We start from the raw sequence: 21393 nt of genomic DNA, 5'->3' as shown, positions 1-21393 counted from the left end.
GGCGGCGTGACATGCGCGGCCGGACCGGTCAGGGTCCGCTGGCGGGACAGTCCCGCCGCCGGAGAGTTCCCATGCACATCGCCCCCTTCGCCGTCGAGCAGTGGATGAACGAATGGGAGACGCGGGTGTCGCTGAACCTCGCCGAGACCTGCATCCACTCGCTGACGGTGGGCGAGATGCTGGCGCTGGCCGGTGCCCCCGACGCGATGGACGAGGTGCGGGAGCTCTGGCTCGGCTACGGCGAGATCCCCGGCTCGCTGCGCCTGCGGACAGCGATCGCGGCCCTGCATGCGCGGCAGTCGCCGGCGAACGTCATGGTCGCGCACGGGACCATCGGCGCGAACCACCTGGTCTACCAGGCGCTCGTGGGTGTCGGGGATCGCGTCGTGTCGGTGGTGCCGAGCTACCAGCAGCACACGTCGATCCCCGAGAGCCTCGGCGCCGACCTCGTACGGGTGGAGCTGGACGAAGCGTCAGGCTGGCGGCTCGACATGGAGCGGCTGGCGGAGGCGGTGACGCCCGGCACCCGGCTGGTGGCGCTGACCAACCCCAACAATCCCACCGGCGCCCTTCTCCCGGCGGAGGAGTTGCGCGCGGTGGTGGAGATCGCCCGAGTAGCCGGCGCCTGGCTCCTGTGCGACGAGGTCTACCGGGGGCTCGCGCCGGACAGCACGCCCTCGGTCGCCGACCTCTATGAAAAGGGTATCTCCACCAGCGGGATGTCCAAGGCGTTCGCCCTCGCCGGCCTGCGGGTCGGCTGGATCGTCGCGCCGGAGGAGGTGCTGCGACGGGTCGAGATCCACCGGGACTACACGACGATCAGCGTCGGCCGGATCGACGACCTGCTCGCGGCGGTGGCGCTGGAGGCGGCGCCGGCGATCCTCGGACACGGGCGGGATCTGCTGGCCGCCAACGTGGCGCGGGTCGCGGAGTGGGTCGCGGCGACGCCGGGCTGGTCCTGGACGGCGCCCGCCGCGGGGACGACCGCGCTCCTGCGGTACGATCTTCCGCTGTCCTCCGCGCGGCTCTGCGAACGGCTCGCGACCGAGGCCTCGGTCCTCTTCACGCCGGGGTCGGCCTTCGGCGTGGAGGGAACGGTCCGCATCGGCTGCGGCTGCGCCGGGGACGTGCTGCAGGCCGGTCTGGCGCGGGTGGCGGAGTGGTCGCGGACGGCCTGCGAAGATTCCTCCACCCCTGTGGAACCCGCGCATGGGGAACGCGTTTGATGGCCGAAGCCCTTGATGACGGGGTCACGTCATTCATTCCCTCGTAGGACCCCGGGCCGGCGCCGGCCCGGGGTCTTCTCGTATACGGCCCGCCTGTCGGACGGCCGAACGGTCCGGATTTCCGGACCTTTCCCCCTCTTGGCTCCCCTCGCGTCAACAAATCACTTGGCGGATATTCGCCGGTCGGCTTACCGTTCCGCCAGAACGCAGGCCGTGCTGGCGGCCTGTGGTGATCATTAGGAGGAAACCGACGTGTATTCGTTTCGCAAATTCGTCCCCGCCCTCGCGCTCGCCGCTCTGACAGCGACGACCGCCGTCGCGCAGTCGACCCAGGACATCACCGTCCGCAACCGGTCGGGCATGACGCTCGTCAACTTCTGGGCGTCCGCCCAGTCGAACAATTCGTGGGAGAACGAACTGCTGGGCAGCCGCGTCCTCGGCAACGGGCAGAACTACTCGATGCGCATCCGCAATGTGGTGGACTGCAACTACGACTTCCGGATGGAGTTCTCGAACGGCAACGTGGTCACCGACGTGGTGAACATCTGCGCCATCGACACCTATACGATCACGCCCTGATCGTCCGGCCACCGATGTCGCGGCCCCGCCCCCGGCGGGGCCGTCGTCGTTCCGGGGACCGGGTTGCGGGCCGGCCGCCGTCCGACCAGAAGGGCCGGACGCCACCAACGGACCCGCCGATGCCCTTCACCCTCGCCACCTGGAACATCAACTCGGTCCGCCTGCGCGCGCCCCTCGTCGAGCGGCTGCTGCGCGAGGCGGCGCCGGACGTCCTGTGCCTGCAGGAGTGCAAGTCCCCGTTCGAGAAGATCCCCCACGACCGCTTCCGTGCGCTCGGCTATCGCTGGATGCTGGGCCGCGGGCAGAAGAGCTACAACGGCGTCGCCATCCTGTCCCGCCTGCCGATCGAGGAGGTCTCCGCGCTGGATCATGCCGGCCTCGGCCATGCGAGGCACATCGCGGGGCGGCTGGAGAACGGGGTGGTGATCCACAACTTCTACGTCCCCGCCGGCGGCGACGTGCCGGACCGCGAGGTGAACCTCAAGTTCGGACAGAAGCTCGACTACCTCACCGACATGCGCGACGCCTTCCGCGCCGAACCGCCGCGGCGGTCGATCCTCGTCGGCGACCTGAACGTCGCCCCGCGCGAGGACGACGTGTGGAGCCACAGGCAACTGCTGCGCGTCGTCTCGCACACCCCGGTCGAGGTGGCTCATCTCGGCGAGGCGCAGGAGGCCGGGGCCTGGGTCGACGTGACACGGGCGCACATCCCCGAGGGCAGGCTCTATTCCTGGTGGTCCTACCGCGCGCCCGACTGGCGCGCCGCCGACAAGGGCCGCCGCCTCGACCACCTCTGGGCGACGCCGGACATCGCGGGGGCGGCGCATTCCAGCCGCGTGCTCAAGGACGTGCGTGGGTGGGAGCAACCCTCCGACCACGTGCCGGTGCTGGCGACGTTCGAGGTGTAGGGGTCTGCTTGCGGGCGATGAGCGGGGGCCGCAGACGGATCCGGTTCGACTGCCTGAGACGGAAGGGCAGCGTCTGGGCGCGGTCAGACGCTCCAACGCGGCGGTGAATGCACTTCATCCCGCCGCCCCCCCACGACATCTATCGTCTTCCAGGCGGCGTGGAAGTGTCTGGTCGGGGGGCGGCCAGACGCTGCCCCTTGCCGGGCGGGGACGTACGAAACGGTCGGGTCCGAAGTCACACCCGTCCCGGGCCCGACCCCGGGACCCCGACGCTCCGAACTGCGCAGGGAAGACGGGAGGGCAGCGTCTGGCCGCGGGCAGACGCTCCGACGCGGCGGTGGGAGCGATTTATCCCGCCGCCCCCGCATGACTTCGATCGTCGTCCAGGTGGCGAGGAAGCGTCTGGCCGGGGGGCGGCCAGACGCTGCCCGGGCCGCTGGCGCGGCTGTTCCGGGCGGGGCGATACTGAAGTCGGAGAAAGGGACGGCCCCTCAGGCGTTCTGCCGCTCGATGTAGGCGCGCAGCTCCTCGGCCTCGCGCCGGGCGTCGCGCAGACCGTCCATGGCGGCACGCAGCTCGGCCTCGGTCTGGCTGAGCTGGGTGGTCATCTCGGCCTCGCGCTGCTGCAGGTAGGTGATCGCCTGGTCGCGGGTCTCCTCGGCCTCGTGCAGGGCCTGCGCCATGCGGTCGAGCTCGCCGATCTCGGCCTTGGTCACGCGGGTGAAGCGGTTGACGAGCCAGCCGGCGAACCAGCCGAGGCAGAAGGCGACGAACAGGATGACCGCCGTCGCGAAGATAAATTCCATCCGGTTCATGTTGCCCGCCTGCCCCTTGCTCGGCCGTCCTATTCGGCCGCGTCGTCCGCCGTCTCTTCGGACGGCTCCGCATTCTCGCCCTCGACGTCGGCCTCGGCGTCCTCCGCCCCGTCGGCGGCCACCTCTTCGCCGGCCGCCGGCAGCACCCGGAACTCGATCCGCCGGTTCGCCTCGCGGCCTTCCTCGGTCGCATTATCGGCAATCGGGTCGACTTCGCCATAGCCCTGGGCGGTGAACGTGCCCACCGGCACCCGGCGCGTGCGCAGCGCGGTCAGCACCGCGTCCGCCCGGTTCTGGCTGAGCCGCAGGTTGCCGCCCTCGCTGCCCTGGCTGTCGGTGTAGCCGGCGATCTCGAGCGGCAGGTCCATGCACTGGCGCAGGATCTCGGCGATGTCGTCGATCACCTGCTCGGACTCGCGCGTCAGCGTGGCCGAGCCCGGATCGAACAGGACGCGCCGCTGTTGGGTGACGATGCCGATGCGGCGGATGCACTCCTCGGGCGTCGGCAGGCCGACGATCGGGTCCAGCGATTCCTGGTAGGAGATGTCGAGGTCGAAATCCGCGTCCTCGCCCAGCTTCTCCAGCAGCAGGCGCGAGATCTCGGCGGACGCCTGGGCGTTGCCGGTGTTGCCGCGCACCTCCAGGCTGTCGGGCCCGACCTGCACGGACCCGTTCGACAGCATCGACAGCGCCTCGAGCGCCGAGAGGACGCGCACCGACCAGCCCTGCGGAAGCCCCTCGGTCACGCGGGTGGCCATCGTCACGTTCTCGGCCCCGAACCGGGCGCGGGCGAAATTGTCGATCATGCCGTTCACGAGGTCGTCGGGCACCCGCCCGCGGACCTGGACCGCCCCCTCGTCCGACAGGGTGGCGGTGAACTCGGGGGCGCCCTCCGGCGGCGCCTCGAGCGTCTCGGGCAGCACCGCGTCGAGCGCGAAGAGGTCGGGCAGCGCGTTCTCCAGCCGCCCGGCCACCTGGTCGAAGAGGTCCCGATCGGTCCCCTCGGCCGCGACGAGACGGACGTCGGCGTCGGACAGGGTGACGGTGCCGCCGCCCAACTCGGCCACGGCGGAGATCGCCATCGCGGAGGCCTCGCCCCAGGTCTGCGACGGCGTGCCCAGCGCCAGCGGGCAGGCGAGCGGCCCCTCGGCCCCCGCCGCCACGGCGGCCTGCAGGATCTGCCGCTGCCCCACGTCGGTGTCGGCCGAGCACGCCTCCAGCCGCGCCCCGTCGGCGTCGAGGGAGAAGCGCACGGTGAACGGCGTCACCACCTGCCGCGGCGCCGCGATGTCGAGCGTGATCCGCACCCCCTCCGGCGCGGCGCGGCTGAGCGTCGTCTCCAGCCGCCGCTTCTCGGCCTCGCTGGCGGCGAGGGCCAGCACCGTGACCCGCTCGGCCGTGACCGAGATCTTGGCCTGCGGCAGCAGCTCCAGCGCGCGCACGGCGAAATCCATGGCGCCCCGCCAGGTCGGCGGCGGCGGATAGTCGGCCATCTCGAGAAAGTCCGAGATCTCGGCGTCGTCAGCCACTTCCGACAGGCGCGCGGTCAGCCGGTCGCGGTCGGTGTCGGCGGGGATCAGGCCGATGAGGGACAGGCCGGCCTCGTGGCGCAGGATCTCGACCTTGAACTCGGGCGCGGCGATCTGCTCGCTCGGCTTCACGCGCATCGCGTCGATGACCCGGCTGGCATCCACCACGCCGCCGGCGATCGACATGGCGCGGAAGCGCACCGCCTCGGACGGGGCCTCGCCCTCGAGGATGACCTGCAGGCCGTCCGCCTGCACGCTGGCCCATTCGTGGCCGCCGTCGATCAGCGCCTCCTGCACGCCGCGGAGCGACGCCTCCTCCACCGTCATGGCGATGGTGCGGGCGGCGACGCCGGCGAGGATGGCGGCGAGGACGAACGCTCCGATGGCAATGGCCAGAGAGGAAATCCGCATCTTTCGGCTCGTCCCCGTGTCTCTCTTGCAACGCGGGTTCTCTAAGGTGCGGGGCCGGGACTTGCAATCAGAGCAGGCAGGCGACGCCGAGGAACATCACGGCGAGGAGACCGGCATCGCGATTCGACCGGAACAGCCGCAGCAGGGTCGGGCCATCCTCCGCGTCGAAGCGGGCAAGCTGCCATGTCATGTGCCACCCGAACCCCCAGGGCGCGCCGAGCGCGATGGCCAGCGCCAGCGGCGATCCGCCGACGCCGGCGAGGATCACCGCCAGACCCATCAAAAGGACCGACGCCACGAGGAATCGCCGCAGCCACCGCGGACTGTCCGATCCGAACAGGCGGGCTGTCGATTTCACGCCGATAAGCGCGTCGTCCTCGGCGTCCTGATGGGCGTAGATCGTGTCGTAGAACAGCGTCCACGCGATCCCGGCCAGGTACAGGACGACCGGCGCCGCCGACAGGCCGCCGGCATGCGCCGCCCAGGCCAGCAGCGCGCCCCAGTTGAAGGCGAGCCCCAGGAACACCTGCGGCCACCAGGTGAACCGCTTGGCGAAGGGATAGACCGCGACCGGCAGCAGCGCGGCAATGCCGAGCGCGATGGCCGCGGGCGAGAAGGTCAGCAGGATCGCGAAGGCGATCAGGCTCTGCGCGACCATCCAGACCAGCGCGCCCCGCACGCTGACCTGTCCCGACGGGATCGGCCGCGAGCGGGTCCGCGCGACCGAGCCGTCGATGTCGCGGTCGGTGATGTCGTTCCAGGTGCAGCCCGCGCCCCGCATCAGGAACGCGCCGATCGCGCAGCCGAGCGCGATCCACGCGTCGCCCCAGCCCGCCGTCCCGGTGGCGAGGATTGCCAGCAGCAGCCCCCACCAGCAGGGCAGCAGCAGCAGCCACGTCCCGATCGGCCGGTCGGCGCGGGACAGGCGCAGGTAGGGCCGCGTCGCCGCGGGGGCGAGGCGGTCGACCCAGTTGCCGCTCACCGCGTCCGCCACCGCTCCCCGGTGGGCCTCTGGCGTGCCCTGATTGCCGGCCATATGGTCCGCCCCATGGCTTCCGATATCCGCCTCTACGTAGACCAGCCGCTCGGGGCGGGTTCAACCGTCCCGCTGTCGCGGGAGCAGGCGCACTACCTGTTCGGCGTCATGCGCCTGGGCGTCGGCGCGGGCCTGCGGCTGTTCAACGGCCGCGACGGCGAGTGGGTCGCCGAGGTGGCCGAGGCGGGCAAGCGGGGCGGGGTGCTCGCCGTGTCGGAGCAGACTGCGCCGCTGCGGCCGCCGCCGGACCTGTGGCTGATGTTCGCGCCGATCAAGAAGGCGCGCACCGACTTCATCGTCGAGAAGGCGGTGGAGATGGGGGCGGCCCGGATCGTCCCGGTCCAGACCGACTTCACCAATTCCGAACGCGTCCGCACCGACCGCCTGCAGATCCACGCCATCGAGGCGGCCGAGCAGTGCGGCGCGACGGTCGTGCCCGAGGTGGCGGAGCTGGCGAGGCTCTCCACCCTCCTGGACCGCTGGCCCGACCGGCGCCTGATGTTCTGCGACGAGGGCCTCGCCGGCACGCCCCCCGCCCTGCCGGACGCGCCCGGCCCCTGGGCGATCCTGATCGGGCCGGAGGGCGGCTTCTCGGACGCCGAGCGAACCCGGTTGCAGGGCATGGAGGGGGCGCATCCCGTCGCCCTCGGCCCCCGTATCCTGCGGGCCGACACGGCGGCGGTGGCGGCGCTGACGCTGTGGCAGGCCGCGCTCGGGGACTGGCGGTGAGGCGGGCGGAGGCGGCGGACGTGCCGGCCATCGTCGCCTACCTCGAAGGGCGGATGGACAGCGCGATGTTCCCGCTCGGCAACCTCCTCGATCACGGCCTCGGCGAGGACCACCCCTTCGCGATGACGTTCTGGCTGGAGGGCGAGCCCCTCGCGTGCCTCCTCGGCCAGACCGCGCACGGCGTCCTGCTGCCGGTCCTCGACGACCCGGGTGCCGCCGTCGCCGCCGACATCCGCCCGCCGACCGGCATCCTCGGCCCCACCGCGCAGGTCCGCGCGCTGGAGTCGGTATTCTCCCTCGCGGACGCGCCGCGGACGCTGGACCACGACGAGGTGCACCTCTCGCTCGCCCTCGCCGACCTGATCGTGCCGGACGGGCCGGGCGTCCTGCGGCCGATGACGGAGGCGCCGGAGGAGGTGCTGCGGGGCTGGATGGCGGATTACCACCGCGTTGCGCTGCAGACGCCCGAACACCTGGTGCACGACAACGTCGACGCCTGGTGGGCAAGGGCGACGCGCGAGGACACCCACCGCGTCCTGATGGACGGCACCACCCCGCTCGCCATGACCGGCGTGAACGCGCGCGCGCCGCGGATGGTGCAACTGGGCGGCGTCTACACCCCGCCCGACCTGCGCGGCTGCGGCCATGCGCGGCGGGCGGTGGCGCTGGACCTTCTCGCGGCGCGCGAGAGGGGCGTGACCGGCGCGACGCTCTTCGCCTCGGGCGCGGCGGCGGTGCGCGCCTACGAGGCGGTCGGCTTCCGCCCCGTCGGCAGCTTCACCCTCCTGCTGTTCGACGGGCCGCAGCATGTCTGACTTCCTCCGCCCCGAGGTCCGCGCCGCGATGTGGCGCTGGCGCGAGCCGCTGGTGGCGGCGCTGTTCGCGGCGATCGGCCTGTGGTGGGGGCTGACCGCGCTGGGCCCGCTCCGCTGGCTGGGGTGGGCGCTCGCGGCGCTGTCCGTCGCCGCGGGGCTCGCGGCGCTGCGCGCCGTCCGCTTCCGGCGCGGCGGCGGCGGCCTCGGCGTGGTGGAGGTGGACGAGGCGCGGGTCACCTACTTCGGCCCGCTCGGCGGCGGATCGGCCGATCTCGGCGACCTCGAGCGACTCGACCTCGACCGCGACTCGCGTCCTGCGCACTGGTGGCTGACCGGCCCGGGCGGCCCGCCGCTGGCGATCCCCGTGGACGCGGAGGGGGCCGACGGCCTGTTCGAAGCCTTCACCGCCCTGCCCGGCCTGCCCTCCGGCCGGCTCGTCGAGGCGCTGCAGAAGACCGGCGGCGGGCGCGAGACCGTCTGGCGCCGCCCCCGGATCCTCCCCGCCCCGCGGCATTGACAGCCGCGCCCGCCCGCGCCACCTGTGCGCCCGACCGATCGCCAGACGAGGCCCGACCCGATGTCCATCCCCCAGTCCGGCGGCGGCCCGATCGAGCGGCACGAGCAGCTGGCCGAATACCTCGCCGAAGGCTGCAAGCCGAAGGACCAGTGGCGCATCGGGACCGAGCACGAGAAGTTCGGCTTCTGCACCGACAGCCACCGCCCCCTGCCCTACGCCGGCGAACGGTCGATCCATGCCGTCCTGTCGGGCCTCCGCGACCGCTTCGGCTGGCAGCCGGTGGAGGAAGGCGGCAAGCTGATCGGCCTGCAGAAGGACGGCGCCAACGTCAGCCTCGAGCCGGGCGGCCAGCTGGAACTGTCGGGCGCCCCGCTGGAGACGATCCACCAGACCTGCGACGAGGTGAACCAGCACCTGCTGGAGGTGAAGTCGGTCGCGGACGAGATCGGCGTCGGCTTCATCGGCCTCGGCGCCGCGCCGGACTGGTCCCACGACGAGATGCCGCTGATGCCGAAGGGCCGCTATGCCCTGATGGACGGCTACATGAAGAGTGTCGGCACGCTCGGCACCGCGATGATGCGACGGACCTGCACGGTTCAGGTGAACCTCGATTTCGGCTCCGAGGCCGACATGGTGCAGAAGCTGCGCGTCGCGCTGGCGCTGCAGCCGGTGGCGACGGCCCTGTTCGCGAACTCCCCCTTCTGGGAGGGGCGGCCCAACGGCATGAAGTCCTGGCGCGGCCACATCTGGCAGAACCTCGACGCCGACAGGACGGGGATGCTTCCGTGGGTTTTTGACGAAGGGATGGGGTTCGAGCGGTGGGCGGAGTGGGTTCTGGATGTACCCATGTATTTCGTCTACCGCGACGGGACGTACATCGACGCCCTCGGCCAGTCGTTCCGCGACTTCCTGAAGGGCGAACTGCCGGCGCTGCCGGGCGAGAAGCCGACGCTGTCGGACTGGGCCGACCACCTGACGACGGTCTTCCCCGAGGCGCGGATCAAGCGTTTCATCGAGATGCGCGGCGCCGACGGCGGCCCGTGGCGGCGGCTTTGCGCGCTGCCCGCCCTCTGGGTCGGGCTGCTCTACGACCAGACCGCGCTGGACGCGGCGTGGGATCTCGCGAAGGGCTGGACCGCCGAGACGCGCGAGGGGCTGCGGGTCGCGGCGGCGCGGCAGGGGCTGGACGCGGTGGTGAACGGCGTCTCGATGCACGACCTCTCGCGCGAGGTGGTCGCGATCGCCGACGCCGGCCTGAAGGCGCGCGCGCGGCCGTCGGCGGGCGGCATGGTGCCGGACGAGACGCACTTCCTCGACGCGCTGAAGGAGAGCGTGGAGTCGGGGCGGGTGCCGGCCGACGAGCTGCTGGAGCGGTACCACGGCGCCTGGGGCGGATCGCTCGCGCCGATCTACGACGAGTTCGCGTATTGAGGACTTGATGGGTTGCAGCCCATCTTACGGGTGCGGCTTCTGGCGGGCCGCTCGGGAGGGAAGACCCGTTCCGGGCTTGACCCGGGACCTCGACGCAGACGCGCCCGGCCTAGAACGGCGAGGCCCCGGCTCAAGGCCGGGGCGGGTTCGGAGAGCCGGGATGGCACACCCTCTGGAGAACCAGTCCCGGGCCTGATCCGGGACCTCGCGCGGGAGGCCGATCCGCTCCGCCCCTCGGGGCCCCGGCTCGAGGCCGGGGCGGACTGTCTATCGGCGCGCCCCGCTACCGCCGCATCGACACAAGCTCGATCCGCCGGTTGCGCCCCGGCTCGAGGCCGGGGCGGGTTCGGAATGCCGAGATGCCACACCCTCTGGAAGACCCGTCCCGGGCCTGACCCGGGACCTCGCGCGGGAGGCCGATCCGCTCCGCCCCTCGGGGCCCCGGCTCGAGGCCGTAGCGGGCTGTCTATCGGCGCGCCCCGCTACCGCCGCATCAACACCAGCTCGATCCGCCGGTTGCGCCGGCTCAAGGCCGGGGCGGGTTCGGAATGCCGGGATGCCACACCCTCTGGAAGACCCGTCCCGGGCCTGACCCGGGAACCTCGCGCGGGAGGCCGATCCGCTCCGCCCCTCGGGGCCCCGGCTCGAGGCCGGGGCGGGTTGTGTATCGGCGCGCCCCCTACCGCCGCATCAGCACCAGCTCGATCCGCCGGTTGCGCGCCCGGGCGTCCGCGTTCTCCGGCACGACCAGCGGCCGGTACTGGCCGTAGCCGTTGGCGGCCAGACGGTCGGGCGGGATGCCGGCCTCGTCGGACAGGTACTGAACCACCGACAGCGCCCGCGCTTGGCTGAGCGCCCAGTTCGAGCCGAAGGGATTGTCGTCCGAGACCGGCACGTCGTCGGTGTGCCCGTCCACCCGCAGCGTCCACTCGCCGACGTCGTCGGTCGCGGTGCGCAGGGCCGTCGCCACCTCGTCCAGCGCCGCCTCGCCGCTGGCGGACAGGGTCGCGCCGCCCTCCTGGAACAGCTGGCCGGAGGCGATGGCGAAACGGTCGCCGACCGCCTCGACGCCCTCGCCCGCCAGCCGGTCCGACAGCTCGGCGACGAAGGCGGCCCGGGCGGCGTCGAGATCGGCCTCTTCCGCCGCCCCGCCGGCCGCCGCCTCGAGCGATGCGGCCCGCGCCTCGGCCTCCTCGGCCCGCGCCAACGCCGCCTGCAGCTCTTCCCGCAGGTCATCCATCGCGCCGGAGACGTCGCCGTCCTCCGCGGCGACGCTGTCGGCGAGGCCCTCCAGCGCCTGCAGCTGCTCGCGCAGCCCCGCCACCTGGCCGCCCAGCGCGGTCGCCCGCGCCTCGGCCCGCGCCTGCGCCCGCTCGGCCGCGGCGAGGCGATCGGTGGCCTCGGCCGCCGCCGTCTCGGCGCTGTCCAGCGCCACGCGCAGGTCGATCAGCTCGCTCGTCCGGTCGCCGCCCGAGCGCAGCGAGTCGAGGATCGCGCCCATCTGGCGCTCGGCCTCCTCCAGCGCCGTGATCCGCTCGGCCACCTCCTGCGGGGCCTCGGGGGTCCAGAACCGGCCGCCCTCGGCGACGATGGCCTGCACGCAGGGCGCGGCGCCCGCGCCGTCGCAGGCCGACCCGTGCCGGGCGAGGAGGACGACGGCCGGATAGTCCGGCCCCATCCGCTCCACCTCCCACGAATGGGCGGTCCAGCTCTCCGACGTCTCGCCGTCGAGGATCAGGTGGATCGGCGCGCCGCCGGTGCCGTGCCACAGGCTGCCGGCCCGGTCGCAGTAGATGTTGTTGAAATCGATCACGACGTCGTCGGGCGATCCGTCCGCGCCGGTCCCCCCGTCCCCGTCGAGGTCGGTGAAGGTGACGCCGCCCGGGTCCCTGATGTCGAGAGCGCCGCCGTCCGTCTCGGCCGCGCAGTAGCCCGCCGCCTCCTGCAGGATCTCCGCCGCCACGCCCTCGATCCCGTCCGGGATCCCTTGCGCCCGGGCGCCTGCCGCGGCCACGGCCAAGGCCGCGGCACCGATGCCGATCTTGTTCATTCTGCCCTCCGGTCTGCCTCCCCCCGAATCTGCCGCAGGGGCGGGGATCGGGCAACGGCGGCGTCCCGAAGGGGCTCCGGAGGCAGGCGAAGCGGCGAAGCTTCGCCGATCATCCTGCAAATTCGGGCGAATGTGCTACCGCTTGCCGATCCGCGGCTCGGTCCCGTCCATCAGCCGGCGGATGTTGGACGCATGCCGGACGAAGATCAGCACGGTCAGCGCGAGGCACAGGGCGATCACCTCCGGCACGCCGAGGAGCCAGGCCCAGAGCGGCGACAGCGCCGCCGCCGCCAGCGCCGACAGCGACGAGATCCGCAACGCCAGCGCGAGGGCGAGCCACGTCGCGCAGGCGGCGAGGCCGAGCGGCCAGGCGGCGGCGAGGAGGATGCCGAGGAACGTCGCCACCCCCTTGCCGCCCTTGAACCGCAGCCAGACCGGGAAGCAGTGGCCGAGGAACGCGGCGACGCCCGCGACCTGGCCCGCATCCTCGCCCGCGAGCGCGCGGGCGACGAGGACGATCGCCGCACCCTTGCCGGCGTCCAGCAGCAGCGTCAGCAACGCGGCCGTCTTGTTGCCCGTCCGCAGGACGTTGGTCGCGCCGATGTTGCCCGAGCCGACCTTGCGCAGGTCGCCGAGGCCCATCGCGCGGGCGACTACGATGCCGAAGGGGATGGAGCCCAAGGCGTAGCCGAGCACCAGCCAGAGGAGGAGGACGGAGGGCGGGCTGACGATCTCGGGCATCTCAGTCCTCCGTCACGCGGCGGCCCGCGACCCAGGTGCCGAGGACGACGCCCTGCATCCGGGCACCGTCGAACGGCGTGTTCAGCGATTTCGACTTCAGCGTGAAGCGGTCGAGGACGAAGGGCTTGTCCGGGTCGAACAGGACGAGGTCGGCCGGCGCCCCCTCGGCCAGCCGCCCGCAGGGCAGGCCGAGGCGGCGGGCGGGGTTCAGCGACAGGGCGCGGAACAGCGTCGGCAGGCCCAGCGCCCCGGAATGGACGAGGCGGAGCGCGGCGGGCAGCAGCGTCTGCAGGCCGACCGCGCCGGAGGCGGCGGCCTCGAACGGCAGGCGCTTGCTCTCCTCGTCCTGAGGCGTGTGGAACGAGCCGATGACGTCGATGAGCCCCGAGGCAACGGCCTCCACCACCGCCATGCGGTCGTCCTCGGACCGCAGCGGCGGGGTCAGCTTGAAGAAGGTGCGATAGTCGCCGACGTCGAACTCGTTCAGCGTCAGGTGGTGGACGCTGACGCCGGCGGAGACGTCGAGACCGTTCCGCTTGGCCCGCTCCAGCGCCGGCAGGGCGCGGGCGGTGGTGATCTGGTCGAAGTGGCAGGCGGCGCCCGTCATCTCGATCAGCGCGATGTCGCGGTCCAGCGCCATCCGCTCGGCCATCGGCGTGACCGCCGGCAGGCCCTTGAGCGAGGCGAACTTGCCCGCGGTCGTGACGGCGCCGTGGGACAGGCCCGGATCCTGCACGTGGCTGACCACGAGCGCCCGGCAGGAGCGGGCGTAGGTCAGGGCGCGGGACAGGACGCGGGTGTTCTCGACCACGCGGAAGCCGTCCGAGAAGGCGACGGCGCCGGCATCCTTGAGGAACCCGATCTCGGTCATCTCGGCCCCGGCGCGGCCCTTGGTCAGGGCGGCCATCGGCAGGACGTTCACCGGCGCGTCCTCGGCGGCGCGGCGGCGGATGAACTCCAGCGTCTCGGGGGTGTCGATGGGCGGGCCGGTGTCGGCGCGGGTGACGATGGTGGTCACGCCCCCGGCGGCAGCGGCGCGGCCCGCGGAGCGGAAGCTTTCCTTGTGGCGCGCGCCGGGTTCGCCGACCTGCACGCCGAGATCGACGATGCCGGGGGCCAGGCAGGCGCCGCGGCAGTCGATCACGGTCGCGCCCTCGGGGATCGCCACATCGCCGACGGCGGCGATGGCGCCGTCCCGGACGAGCAGCGCGCCGCGCCGCTCCTCCCCAGCCTCGGGGTCGATCAGGCGCGCGTTGGTGAAGACGGTCTCGGCCATGCCCTGCCCCTCGGAGGCCCCGAGCGCGGGTTAGCGCGGGCGGCGGGCCGAAGGCAAGGCGCGCGGCAGCGTCAGCGCGCGCCTCGGCGCGGGTCATCGCCGTCCGCGGACGCCTGCCGGACGAGGCCGAACACGCGGCGGGCGTCCGGGATGCGGCGGAATCCGACGGGCGTGCTCCAGGTGCGGGCGCGACGATACTTGCCGCCGCGCCAGCCTCCGGGGCGGTGGTGCGTCTTCTCTCCGAACCAGACGGTGCCGAAGTCGCCGTCCTCCAGCCGGGGCGGGACGTCGCCGCTCAGGCGGTGCGTCTCGAGCGACCGTTTGCCGGGCAGGTCGGTGGCGATATAGGCCGCCCGGTCGGTCAGGGTGTAGTGGGTGCGGTTACGCGCGAAGGCGTCCCAGAACAGCCGGCCGACGACCTGGTAGAGGCCGATCCCGACGAACAGCAGGCCGAACAGCGGAAACAGGTTGAAGATGCCCGGGGCGTTGCGGGGGACGCCCATTCCCGACGCCATCGATGTCCAGAACACCGCGAACCCGGTGAAGAACAGTCCGAAGACCGTCTGCACCGAGACGAGGTCGGACCAGACGATGCCGCCGGCGGGGCGGCCCTGCCACAGGATGCGCTCTCCGGGGGCGAGGATGTCCTCCCAGCCGGCGGGCGTCTCCTCGCGCGGCTCCTCCATACGGGGCGGGTCGCCCGTGCTGTCGGTCATGTGAAAAGGGTCCGTGTCAATGTCGGGCACTGCAATGCCCAACACTGTTCCCGGTCGGCCCCCTCCGGTCAACCCGCGGGGATCAGGCCACAAGTATCCAGATGAGGATCGCCAGCACGACCAGCGCGAGGACCACCAGGATCAGCCCGCGCGACCCCGGCGACGCGCCGACCGGCGCGCCCGCCTCGCCGATGGGGGCGGCCCCCTCGGCCGACGCGCTCGACAGCGCGATCTCGGGCGTCTCGGCGTCGGCCTCGTGCCACGTCCCCAGCCAGCGCAGCGGCGACGAGACCGCGAGCGAGCGCCGCTCGCCGTCGAACGCGCCCGACAGGACGATCGCCACCGTCCCGGTCACGGCGTCCAGCCGCGCCCGGTCGCCGTCCAGCTCGCCCGGCGCGACGCCCAGTCCCTGCTCCAGATACGACGCCAGCCCGACCCCCTTGAGGTCGGCGACGTCGAACACCTCGACATGGCGCGCGCCCAGTTCGCTGGTGCCGAGCGCCTGCGCGACCGTCCCCGGTGCGCCGCCCGCGAACTCCTTCGCCGCCTCGGGCGGCAGATCGACGGCGAAGACGCGGACCGCGCCGCGCTCGTTCGCCGGTATCGTCATGTCGGTCATTGCACGGCCTCCGCAGCCCTGACGCCCCGGGCTGCCCGAAGGTTCCGCGCGAGCAGGTCCATCGCGGCCATCCGCACGGCGACGCCCATCTCGACCTGGGTCTGGATCACGCTGCGATGGATGTCGTCGGCGAGGGTGCCGTCGATCTCGACGCCCCGGTTCATCGGCCCCGGATGCATGACGATCGCGTCCTCGGCCGCATGGGCGAGCTTGGCCGCGTCGAGGCCGTAGCGGTGGTAGTATTCCCTCTCGGACGGGATGAAGCCGCCGTCCATCCGCTCCTTCTGGAGCCGCAGCATCATCACCACGTCCACGTCCCGCAGCCCCTCGACCATGTCCTCGTACACCTCGACGCCGAGGTCGGCGGCGCCGGTCGGGATCAGGGTCGGCGGGCCGACGAGGCGGACCCGGTTCTCCATCTTGCCGAGGAGCAGGATGTTGGAGCGGGCGACGCGGCTGTGGGCGATGTCGCCGCAGATCGCGACCGACAGGCGGTGCAGGCGGCCCTTGCGGCGGCGGATCGTCAGCGCGTCGAGCAGGGCCTGCGTCGGATGCTCGTGCCGCCCGTCGCCGGCGTTGAGGACGGCGCAGTCATGGACCTTCTGCGCCAGCAGGTCGACGGCGCCGGAGTGCGGATGCCGCACGACCAGAAGGTCGGGCCGCATCGCGTTCAGCGTCAGCGCGGTGTCGATCAGCGTCTCGCCCTTCTTCACCGAGGAGGCGCCCATCGCCATCGACATGACGTCCGCCCCCAGCCGCTTGCCCGCCAGCTCGAAGCTGGCCTGGGTGCGGGTGGACGCCTCGAAGAACATGTTGATCTGGGTGAGCCCGGCAAGGTCGTCGCCCCTCGCGCGGCCGGCGCGGGCCTTCTCGGCATAGGTGTCGGCGAGGTCGAGGAGCGCGGTGATCTCGGCCGGGGCGAGCGGCTCGATCCCGAGGAGGTGGGACTGTCGGAACATCTTCGTGGCCCTCTTCGGCGGACTGCCCCCCGTGGTCTAGCGGAGCCGCCCCGCTGCGGAAAGGGCCGGACCCGCGCGCCCGTGGCGGCCGGTCGCAGGCGTATTTGCAGACATGCGAAGGAGGCAGGTTGCGCGGCAGGGGCCGACCGGAGCGCCTGGTGGCGGCCGGGCAGCTGCGTCTTTTCGGGCTTGCGAAGGAGGCATGGCGCGCGGGAGCGCTGGGGGCGGCCACGTGAAGCGTCCTCGGGGCCTTGCAACCCGGCGCCGAGGATCGGGAACCGGGTCGCCGACCTCGCAGGGAGCGGGGGCCGGCGCGCCGTCCGGCACCGGGCGCCCGCGGTGCTCGGCCCCCCCGGACGGGCCGCGTCAGGCGCGGGCGACGTCCGCCTCGTCCATCTGGGCCGCGCGGACGTAGCCCGGCCGCGCGGTGCAGCGCTCGATCCAGCCGCGCAGGACGGGGCTGTCCGGCATCATGTCCGGCCCCCAGGTGAAGGCCGACGCGCAGACGATGTCGGCGGCGGTGTAGCGATCCCCCATCAGCCAGGGCCCGTCCGACAGACCCCACTCGAGGCGCGCCAGCGCCTCGGCCTTGCCGCGGAAGGTGGCGTCGAGCGCGGGGTGGGACAGGCCGGTCATCGCATGGACCAGCACCGGCTCCAGCACGTCGCCGTACCAGGCGAGCCACGACAGGTAGCGGCCGCGGAGTCGGTCCCCCTGCGGGACGCCGAGGCCGGCCTCGGGAAAGAGGTCGGTCAGGTACAGCATGATCGCCGTCGATTCCCAGATCTGCACGCCGTCGTGGTCCAGCAGCGGCACCTTGCCGTCGAGGTGCGGGTTCGCCGGGTCCGCGCCGCCCGAGCCGTCGTTGCGCCGGATCTGCACGAGGCGCGTCGTCACCTCGTCCACGATCCCGAGCTCGATCATCAGGTTGCGGATCCGCGTCGAGCGCGAGCGGGGGGCGTGGTAGAAGGTCAGCATCGGGTTTCTCCTTGGATGGCTTCGCCGCTCTGCTAGCGTGACCGCGCTGCCAGTTTCCGTCAGGAGCCGCCCCTTGTCCCGCGCCGACCGCCTGCTGACCCTGATGCAGCATCTGCGCCGGATGCGCCCGCCCGTCCTCGCCTCGCGCCTCGCCGAGGCGACGGGGGTGAGCGAGCGGACAATCTACCGCGACATCGCCACGCTCCGCGCCTCGGGGGCGCTGATCGACGGCGAGGCAGGCTATGGCTACACGCTCACCGAGGATCCGGCGCTGCCGCCGCAGAGCTTCGACCGGCTGGAGCTGGAGGCGCTGCTCCTCGGCCTCGGCGAGGTGCGGGCGACCGGCGACGCCGAGCTGGCCGAGGCGGCCGAGCAGGCGATGTCCAAGCTGATCGCCCGCCTGCCCGACCGCCAGCGGCGGCAGGCCGCGACGACCGCGCTCATGGTCTACCGCCATTCCCGGCCCGAACAGCCGCGCTTCGACCTCGCCCCGTTCCGCGAGGCCTGCTGGGAGGAGCGCGCTCTCGACATCGACTACCGCGACGCCGGGGGGCGGGCGACGACGCGGCGGATCTGGCCGCTGCAGATCGTGTATCTGGATTACACGCTGATGCTGCTCGCCTGGTGCTGCCTGCGGCAGGATTTCCGCATGTTCCGCCTGCCCCGCGTCGCGGCGGTGCGCGAGACGGACGAGAGCTTCCGCCCGCGGCGGGTGCCCCTGTTGCGCGACTACATCGCGCAACTCTCCGCCGGCCGAGGGAACTCCGGCCCCGCCCCGGCGCGTTCCGCGGACGACGCCACCGCCGAGAGGTCATGATGGACGAACCCGTCACCACCGCCGACGTGATCGGCGCCCCGGTCTTCGGCGCCGAGGGCGAGCGCCTGGGCCAGATCGACGAGCTGATCTTCGAGCTGGTGAACTACCGCATCACCGCCGCGGTGATCGGCCACGGCGGCTTCATGGGCCTCGGCGAGAGCCACGATCCCCTGCCGTGGGAGCTTTTGCGCTGGGACGGCGCGCTCGGAGGCTACGTCACCGGCGTGCCGATCGAGGAGGACGGGGACGAGGAGATGGCGCCGGGGCCGATGGCGCCGATCTGAGCGCCGGGCGCGGCGTCAGCCGATGGCGCCGCGCACCCCGCCGGTCTGTCCCCGGTCGAGCAGGAGATGATCGAGGATCACGCAGGCCATCATCGCCTCGGCCACCGGCACGGCCCGGATCCCGACGCACGGATCGTGCCGCCCCTTCGTCACCACGTCGACCGGCTGGCCCGCGATGTCGATCGACCGCCGAGGCGTCAGGATCGACGAGGTCGGCTTCACCGCGAACCGCACCACCACGTCCTGCCCGGTGGAGATGCCGCCGAGGACGCCGCCCGCGTGGTTCGTCAGGTATTCCGGCCCGTCCGCGCCCATGACGATCTCGTCCGCATTGTCCCGGCCCGTCAGCGCCGCCGCCGCCATCCCCTCGCCGATCTCGACCCCCTTCACCGCGTTGATCGACATCATCGCCGCCGCCAGGTCGGAATCGAGCTTGCCGTAGACCGGCGCGCCGAGCCCGGCGGGCACGCCGCGCGCGACCACCTCGACCGTGGCGCCGACCGAGTTCTGGTCCTTGCGCACCGCCTGCAGGTAGTCCGCCCACTCCGCCACCACGCCGGGGTCGGGGCACCAGAAGTCGTTCTGCGCGATCGCGTTCCAATCGAAGCGCATCCGGTCGATGGTCTTCAGCCCCATCTGGATCATGTAGGCGCGGATCTCGACCTGCGGCGCCAGCGCGGCCAGCGCCGCCCGCGCCACGCCGCCCGCCGCGACCCGCGCCGCCGTCTCGCGCGCCGAGGACCGGCCGCCGCCGCGATAGTCCCGCAGGCCGTACTTCTGGTGGTAGGTGATGTCGGCGTGGCCGGGGCGGAAGGTCCGCGCGATCTCGCCGTAATCCTTCGACCGCTGGTCCGTGTTCTCGATCGTCAGCTGGATCGGCGTGCCGGTCGTCCGTCCCTCGAACGTGCCCGAAAGGATGCGCACCGCGTCCGGCTCCTGCCGCTGGGTCGTGTGCCTGTTCTGCCCCGGCCGCCGCCGGTCCAGCCACGGCTGGATGTCGTCTTCCGTCAGCGCGATGCCCGGCGGGCACCCGTCCACCGTCGCGCCCAGCGCCGGCCCGTGGCTCTCGCCCCAGGTGGTGACCCGAAACAGGTGGCCGAAAGTGTTGAAGGACATGGGCGATCCCCTCTCGCGCAGGCGGGTTCGGCCTATCCCAACCGCCCACGCGAGGCAATCGCGCCGCACTCCGGCCGGCCGGCGCCCGCCCCCCTTGACCCGGAGGGGCCGGGCCTATAGCTGCCCCTCAACCCCGCGTCTCCTGCCGCGTGAGCAGTCCGGCCCGAACAGAGGTCGACACGAGACGACGGGACCATCGGTTCCCAAGATCACGCAAGGGTTCTGAAGCCGCCCCTCCCCGAATGCCGGGACAGGGTCCGTGCGGCTTCGCCTCACCCGTCCGCCGATGCGCGGACACTGCACGACGGCGCTCGTCCCGGGCGCCCGAAAGGACACGTTTGACCTCCTTCACCGACCTCGGCCTCGACGCCGACCTCGTCGCCCGCCTCAAGACGGCCGGCATCACCGACCCGACCCCGATCCAGGCCCAGGCGATCCCGCCGGCGATGAAGGGCCGCGACGTCATCGGCCTCGCCCAGACCGGCACCGGCAAGACCGCCGCCTTCGGCCTGCCGCTGATCGCCGCCCTCACCGCCGCGCCCGAGCGGCCCGCCGCCGGCGCCGCCCGCTCGCTCATCCTCGCGCCCACGCGCGAGCTCGCCGCGCAGATCGCCGACGCGCTGAAGCCGCTGTGCGAGGGCGCGCGCCTGCGCACCCAGGTCGTCACCGGCGGCGCCTCGATCAACGCCCAGTCGCATCGGCTGGCCCGCGGCGCCGACATCCTCGTCGCGACGCCCGGCCGCCTCATCGACCTGATGGACCGCCGCGCCCTGCACCTGACCGATACCCGGTTCCTGGTGCTGGACGAGGCCGACCAGATGCTCGACCTCGGCTTCATCCACGCCCTGCGCAAGATCGCCGCGCGCCTTCCCGACCAGCGCCAGACGATGCTGTTCTCGGCAACGATGCCCAAGCAGATGGCCGAGCTGGCGAAGGACTTCCTCACCGACCCGGTCCGGGTCGAGGTGGCGCCCCCCGGCACCGCCGTCGACCGGATCCGCCAATCGGTCCACTTCGTGGAGCGCGCGGACAAGACCGAGCGCCTCATCGACCTCCTCGACGCCCACCGGGCCGAGCGCGCCATCGTCTTCGGCCGCACCAAGCACGGGTCCGAGAAGCTGGCCAAGCAGCTGATGAACGCCGGCTTCGCGGTCGCCGCGATCCACGGCAACAAGAGCCAGGGCCAGCGCAACCGCGCGATCGAGGGCTTCAAGGGCGGGCAGGTGCGGGTGCTGGTCGCGACCGACGTCGCGGCGCGGGGCATCGACATCCCCGACGTGAAGCACGTCTACAACTACGACCTGCCGAACGTGCCCGAGAACTACGTCCACCGGATCGGCCGCACCGCCCGCGCCGGCGCAGACGGCGCCGCGATCGCCTTCTGCACCCCGGACGAGATGGGCGAACTCGTCGCCATCGAGAAGGCGATGGGCACCTCGATCCCCGTCGCCTCGGGCGCACGTTTCGCCCCGGCGAAGCCCGAGCCGAAGGCCCGCCCGTCGCGCCCGCCCCGCCGGTCGCGCCCGCGCCGTCCGTCCAAGGGCTCGGCGCGCCAGGCGGCGTAAGCGCCCCTGCCGCGATTCGGCGGAGGGTCAAGGACGCGCGAAGCGCGCCGGCGCAGCCGGGTATCCTTGACGCTCCGGCGAATCGCACCACCCTGGACGGGGCGCGTTCAGGGCACACCTGCCCCTGAACCGCTTCCCCAGCAGCGGTCCCGACCTCTCCCCGCCGCAAGACGTCCTCGGCGATCGCGCCCTCCGCCGGGGACGGCGGGCGGGGCGATGCCGCGCCGAAGGCGCGCGCGAGCGCCGCACCGCGTCCCCCTTGCACCCGCCGCCCCG

General features: G+C 72.7%; 21 protein-coding genes. 10 read left to right on the top strand and 11 right to left on the bottom strand.

What is annotated here, in order from left to right:
* The first annotated feature begins 71 nt into the window (after positions 1-71).
* The 3 genes from A37W_RS0116310 to A37W_RS0116300 all read left to right on the top strand — a co-directional run bounded on the left by A37W_RS0116310 (position 72) and on the right by A37W_RS0116300 (position 2713).
* Positions 72-1226, top strand: a complete 1155-nt coding sequence (locus A37W_RS0116310; protein ID WP_018304110.1) for an aminotransferase class I/II-fold pyridoxal phosphate-dependent enzyme — start codon at positions 72-74, stop codon at positions 1224-1226.
* A gap of 252 nt (positions 1227-1478) precedes the next feature.
* On the top strand, positions 1479-1805 hold the full coding sequence (locus tag A37W_RS0116305) for a hypothetical protein (RefSeq protein WP_018304109.1): 327 nt from the start codon (positions 1479-1481) through the stop codon (positions 1803-1805).
* Between the two features lie 119 nt (positions 1806-1924).
* Positions 1925-2713: an exodeoxyribonuclease III gene (locus tag A37W_RS0116300; protein WP_018304108.1), complete on the top strand. Its 789-nt coding sequence runs from the start codon at positions 1925-1927 to the stop codon at positions 2711-2713.
* 491 nt (positions 2714-3204) lie between these two features.
* On the opposite strand, the gene A37W_RS0116295 is transcribed toward A37W_RS0116300, so the two are convergent.
* The 3 genes from A37W_RS0116295 to ubiA form a co-directional block, all read right to left on the bottom strand.
* Positions 3205-3528, bottom strand: coding sequence for a hypothetical protein (locus A37W_RS0116295; protein ID WP_018304107.1), 324 nt, complete (start codon positions 3526-3528; stop codon positions 3205-3207).
* Positions 3529-3557: 29 nt separating this feature from the next.
* Positions 3558-5468 (bottom strand): OmpA family protein, encoded by a 1911-nt coding sequence (locus A37W_RS0116290; protein WP_018304106.1) that lies wholly within the window; start codon positions 5466-5468, stop codon positions 3558-3560.
* Positions 5469-5535: 67 nt separating this feature from the next.
* Complete coding sequence (gene ubiA, locus A37W_RS0116285) at positions 5536-6504, bottom strand: 4-hydroxybenzoate octaprenyltransferase (RefSeq protein ID WP_018304105.1); 969 nt, start codon at positions 6502-6504, stop codon at positions 5536-5538.
* Positions 6505-6516: 12 nt separating this feature from the next.
* On the opposite strand from ubiA, the gene A37W_RS0116280 reads away from it, so the two are divergent.
* The 4 genes from A37W_RS0116280 to A37W_RS0116265 are packed head-to-tail and all read left to right on the top strand — an operon-like array spanning position 6517 to position 9996.
* Positions 6517-7233 carry a 16S rRNA (uracil(1498)-N(3))-methyltransferase gene (locus A37W_RS0116280; RefSeq protein ID WP_026198558.1) on the top strand — a complete coding sequence of 239 codons (717 nt, stop codon included), beginning with the start codon at positions 6517-6519 and terminating at the stop codon, positions 7231-7233.
* Positions 7230-8048 carry a GNAT family N-acetyltransferase gene (locus tag A37W_RS0116275; protein WP_018304103.1) on the top strand — a complete coding sequence of 273 codons (819 nt, stop codon included), beginning with the start codon at positions 7230-7232 and terminating at the stop codon, positions 8046-8048. Before A37W_RS0116280 ends, A37W_RS0116275 begins: the two co-directional genes overlap by 4 nt.
* Positions 8041-8565 carry a hypothetical protein gene (locus tag A37W_RS0116270; RefSeq protein ID WP_018304102.1) on the top strand — a complete coding sequence of 175 codons (525 nt, stop codon included), beginning with the start codon at positions 8041-8043 and terminating at the stop codon, positions 8563-8565. The genes A37W_RS0116275 and A37W_RS0116270 overlap by 8 nt, the downstream gene beginning before the upstream one ends.
* 60 nt (positions 8566-8625) lie before the next feature.
* Positions 8626-9996, top strand: coding sequence for a glutamate--cysteine ligase (locus tag A37W_RS0116265; RefSeq protein WP_018304101.1), 1371 nt, complete (start codon positions 8626-8628; stop codon positions 9994-9996).
* Between the two features lie 679 nt (positions 9997-10675).
* Here the strand turns inward: A37W_RS0116265 and A37W_RS22955 are convergent.
* From A37W_RS22955 to A37W_RS0116230, 7 genes are all read right to left on the bottom strand, one after another.
* Entirely contained in the window at positions 10676-12046 is a 1371-nt protein-coding gene (locus A37W_RS22955; RefSeq protein WP_018304100.1) for an OmpA family protein, read from the bottom strand.
* A gap of 135 nt (positions 12047-12181) precedes the next feature.
* Entirely contained in the window at positions 12182-12787 is a 606-nt protein-coding gene (gene plsY / locus A37W_RS0116255; RefSeq protein ID WP_018304099.1) for a glycerol-3-phosphate 1-O-acyltransferase PlsY, read from the bottom strand.
* Position 12788: 1 nt separating this feature from the next.
* Positions 12789-14063, bottom strand: coding sequence for a dihydroorotase (gene pyrC / locus A37W_RS0116250; protein ID WP_018304098.1), 1275 nt, complete (start codon positions 14061-14063; stop codon positions 12789-12791).
* A 71-nt stretch (positions 14064-14134) separates the two neighbouring features.
* Positions 14135-14779, bottom strand: coding sequence for a hypothetical protein (locus A37W_RS22245; protein WP_018304097.1), 645 nt, complete (start codon positions 14777-14779; stop codon positions 14135-14137).
* An 82-nt stretch (positions 14780-14861) separates the two neighbouring features.
* The gene (locus A37W_RS0116240; RefSeq protein ID WP_018304096.1) at positions 14862-15398 is read right to left on the bottom strand and encodes a hypothetical protein; all 537 of its coding nucleotides are present in this window, start codon (positions 15396-15398) and stop codon (positions 14862-14864) included.
* The gene (locus A37W_RS0116235; protein ID WP_018304095.1) at positions 15395-16357 is read right to left on the bottom strand and encodes an aspartate carbamoyltransferase catalytic subunit; all 963 of its coding nucleotides are present in this window, start codon (positions 16355-16357) and stop codon (positions 15395-15397) included. Before A37W_RS0116235 ends, A37W_RS0116240 begins: the two co-directional genes overlap by 4 nt.
* 366 nt (positions 16358-16723) lie before the next feature.
* On the bottom strand, positions 16724-17335 hold the full coding sequence (locus tag A37W_RS0116230) for a glutathione S-transferase family protein (RefSeq protein ID WP_018304094.1): 612 nt from the start codon (positions 17333-17335) through the stop codon (positions 16724-16726).
* 73 nt (positions 17336-17408) lie between these two features.
* On the opposite strand from A37W_RS0116230, the gene A37W_RS0116225 reads away from it, so the two are divergent.
* On the top strand, positions 17409-18152 hold the full coding sequence (locus tag A37W_RS0116225; RefSeq protein WP_018304093.1) for a helix-turn-helix transcriptional regulator: 744 nt from the start codon (positions 17409-17411) through the stop codon (positions 18150-18152).
* The gene (locus A37W_RS22240; RefSeq protein WP_018304092.1) at positions 18152-18436 is read left to right on the top strand and encodes a PRC-barrel domain-containing protein; all 285 of its coding nucleotides are present in this window, start codon (positions 18152-18154) and stop codon (positions 18434-18436) included. The genes A37W_RS0116225 and A37W_RS22240 overlap by 1 nt, the downstream gene beginning before the upstream one ends.
* 15 nt (positions 18437-18451) lie before the next feature.
* Here the strand turns inward: A37W_RS22240 and aroC are convergent, their stop codons facing one another.
* On the bottom strand, positions 18452-19552 hold the full coding sequence (gene aroC / locus A37W_RS0116215; protein ID WP_018304091.1) for a chorismate synthase: 1101 nt from the start codon (positions 19550-19552) through the stop codon (positions 18452-18454).
* A 338-nt stretch (positions 19553-19890) separates the two neighbouring features.
* On the opposite strand from aroC, the gene A37W_RS0116210 reads away from it, so the two are divergent.
* Positions 19891-21117, top strand: coding sequence for a DEAD/DEAH box helicase (locus A37W_RS0116210; protein WP_018304090.1), 1227 nt, complete (start codon positions 19891-19893; stop codon positions 21115-21117).
* Positions 21118-21393 lie beyond the last annotated feature (276 nt).

It is taken from the genome of Wenxinia marina DSM 24838 (assembly GCF_000379485.1).
GTDB classification, from domain to species: Bacteria; Pseudomonadota; Alphaproteobacteria; order Rhodobacterales; family Rhodobacteraceae; genus Wenxinia; species Wenxinia marina.
Note: the sequence above shows the minus strand (reverse complement) of the source record. Positions and strands in the feature narration are given on the sequence as shown.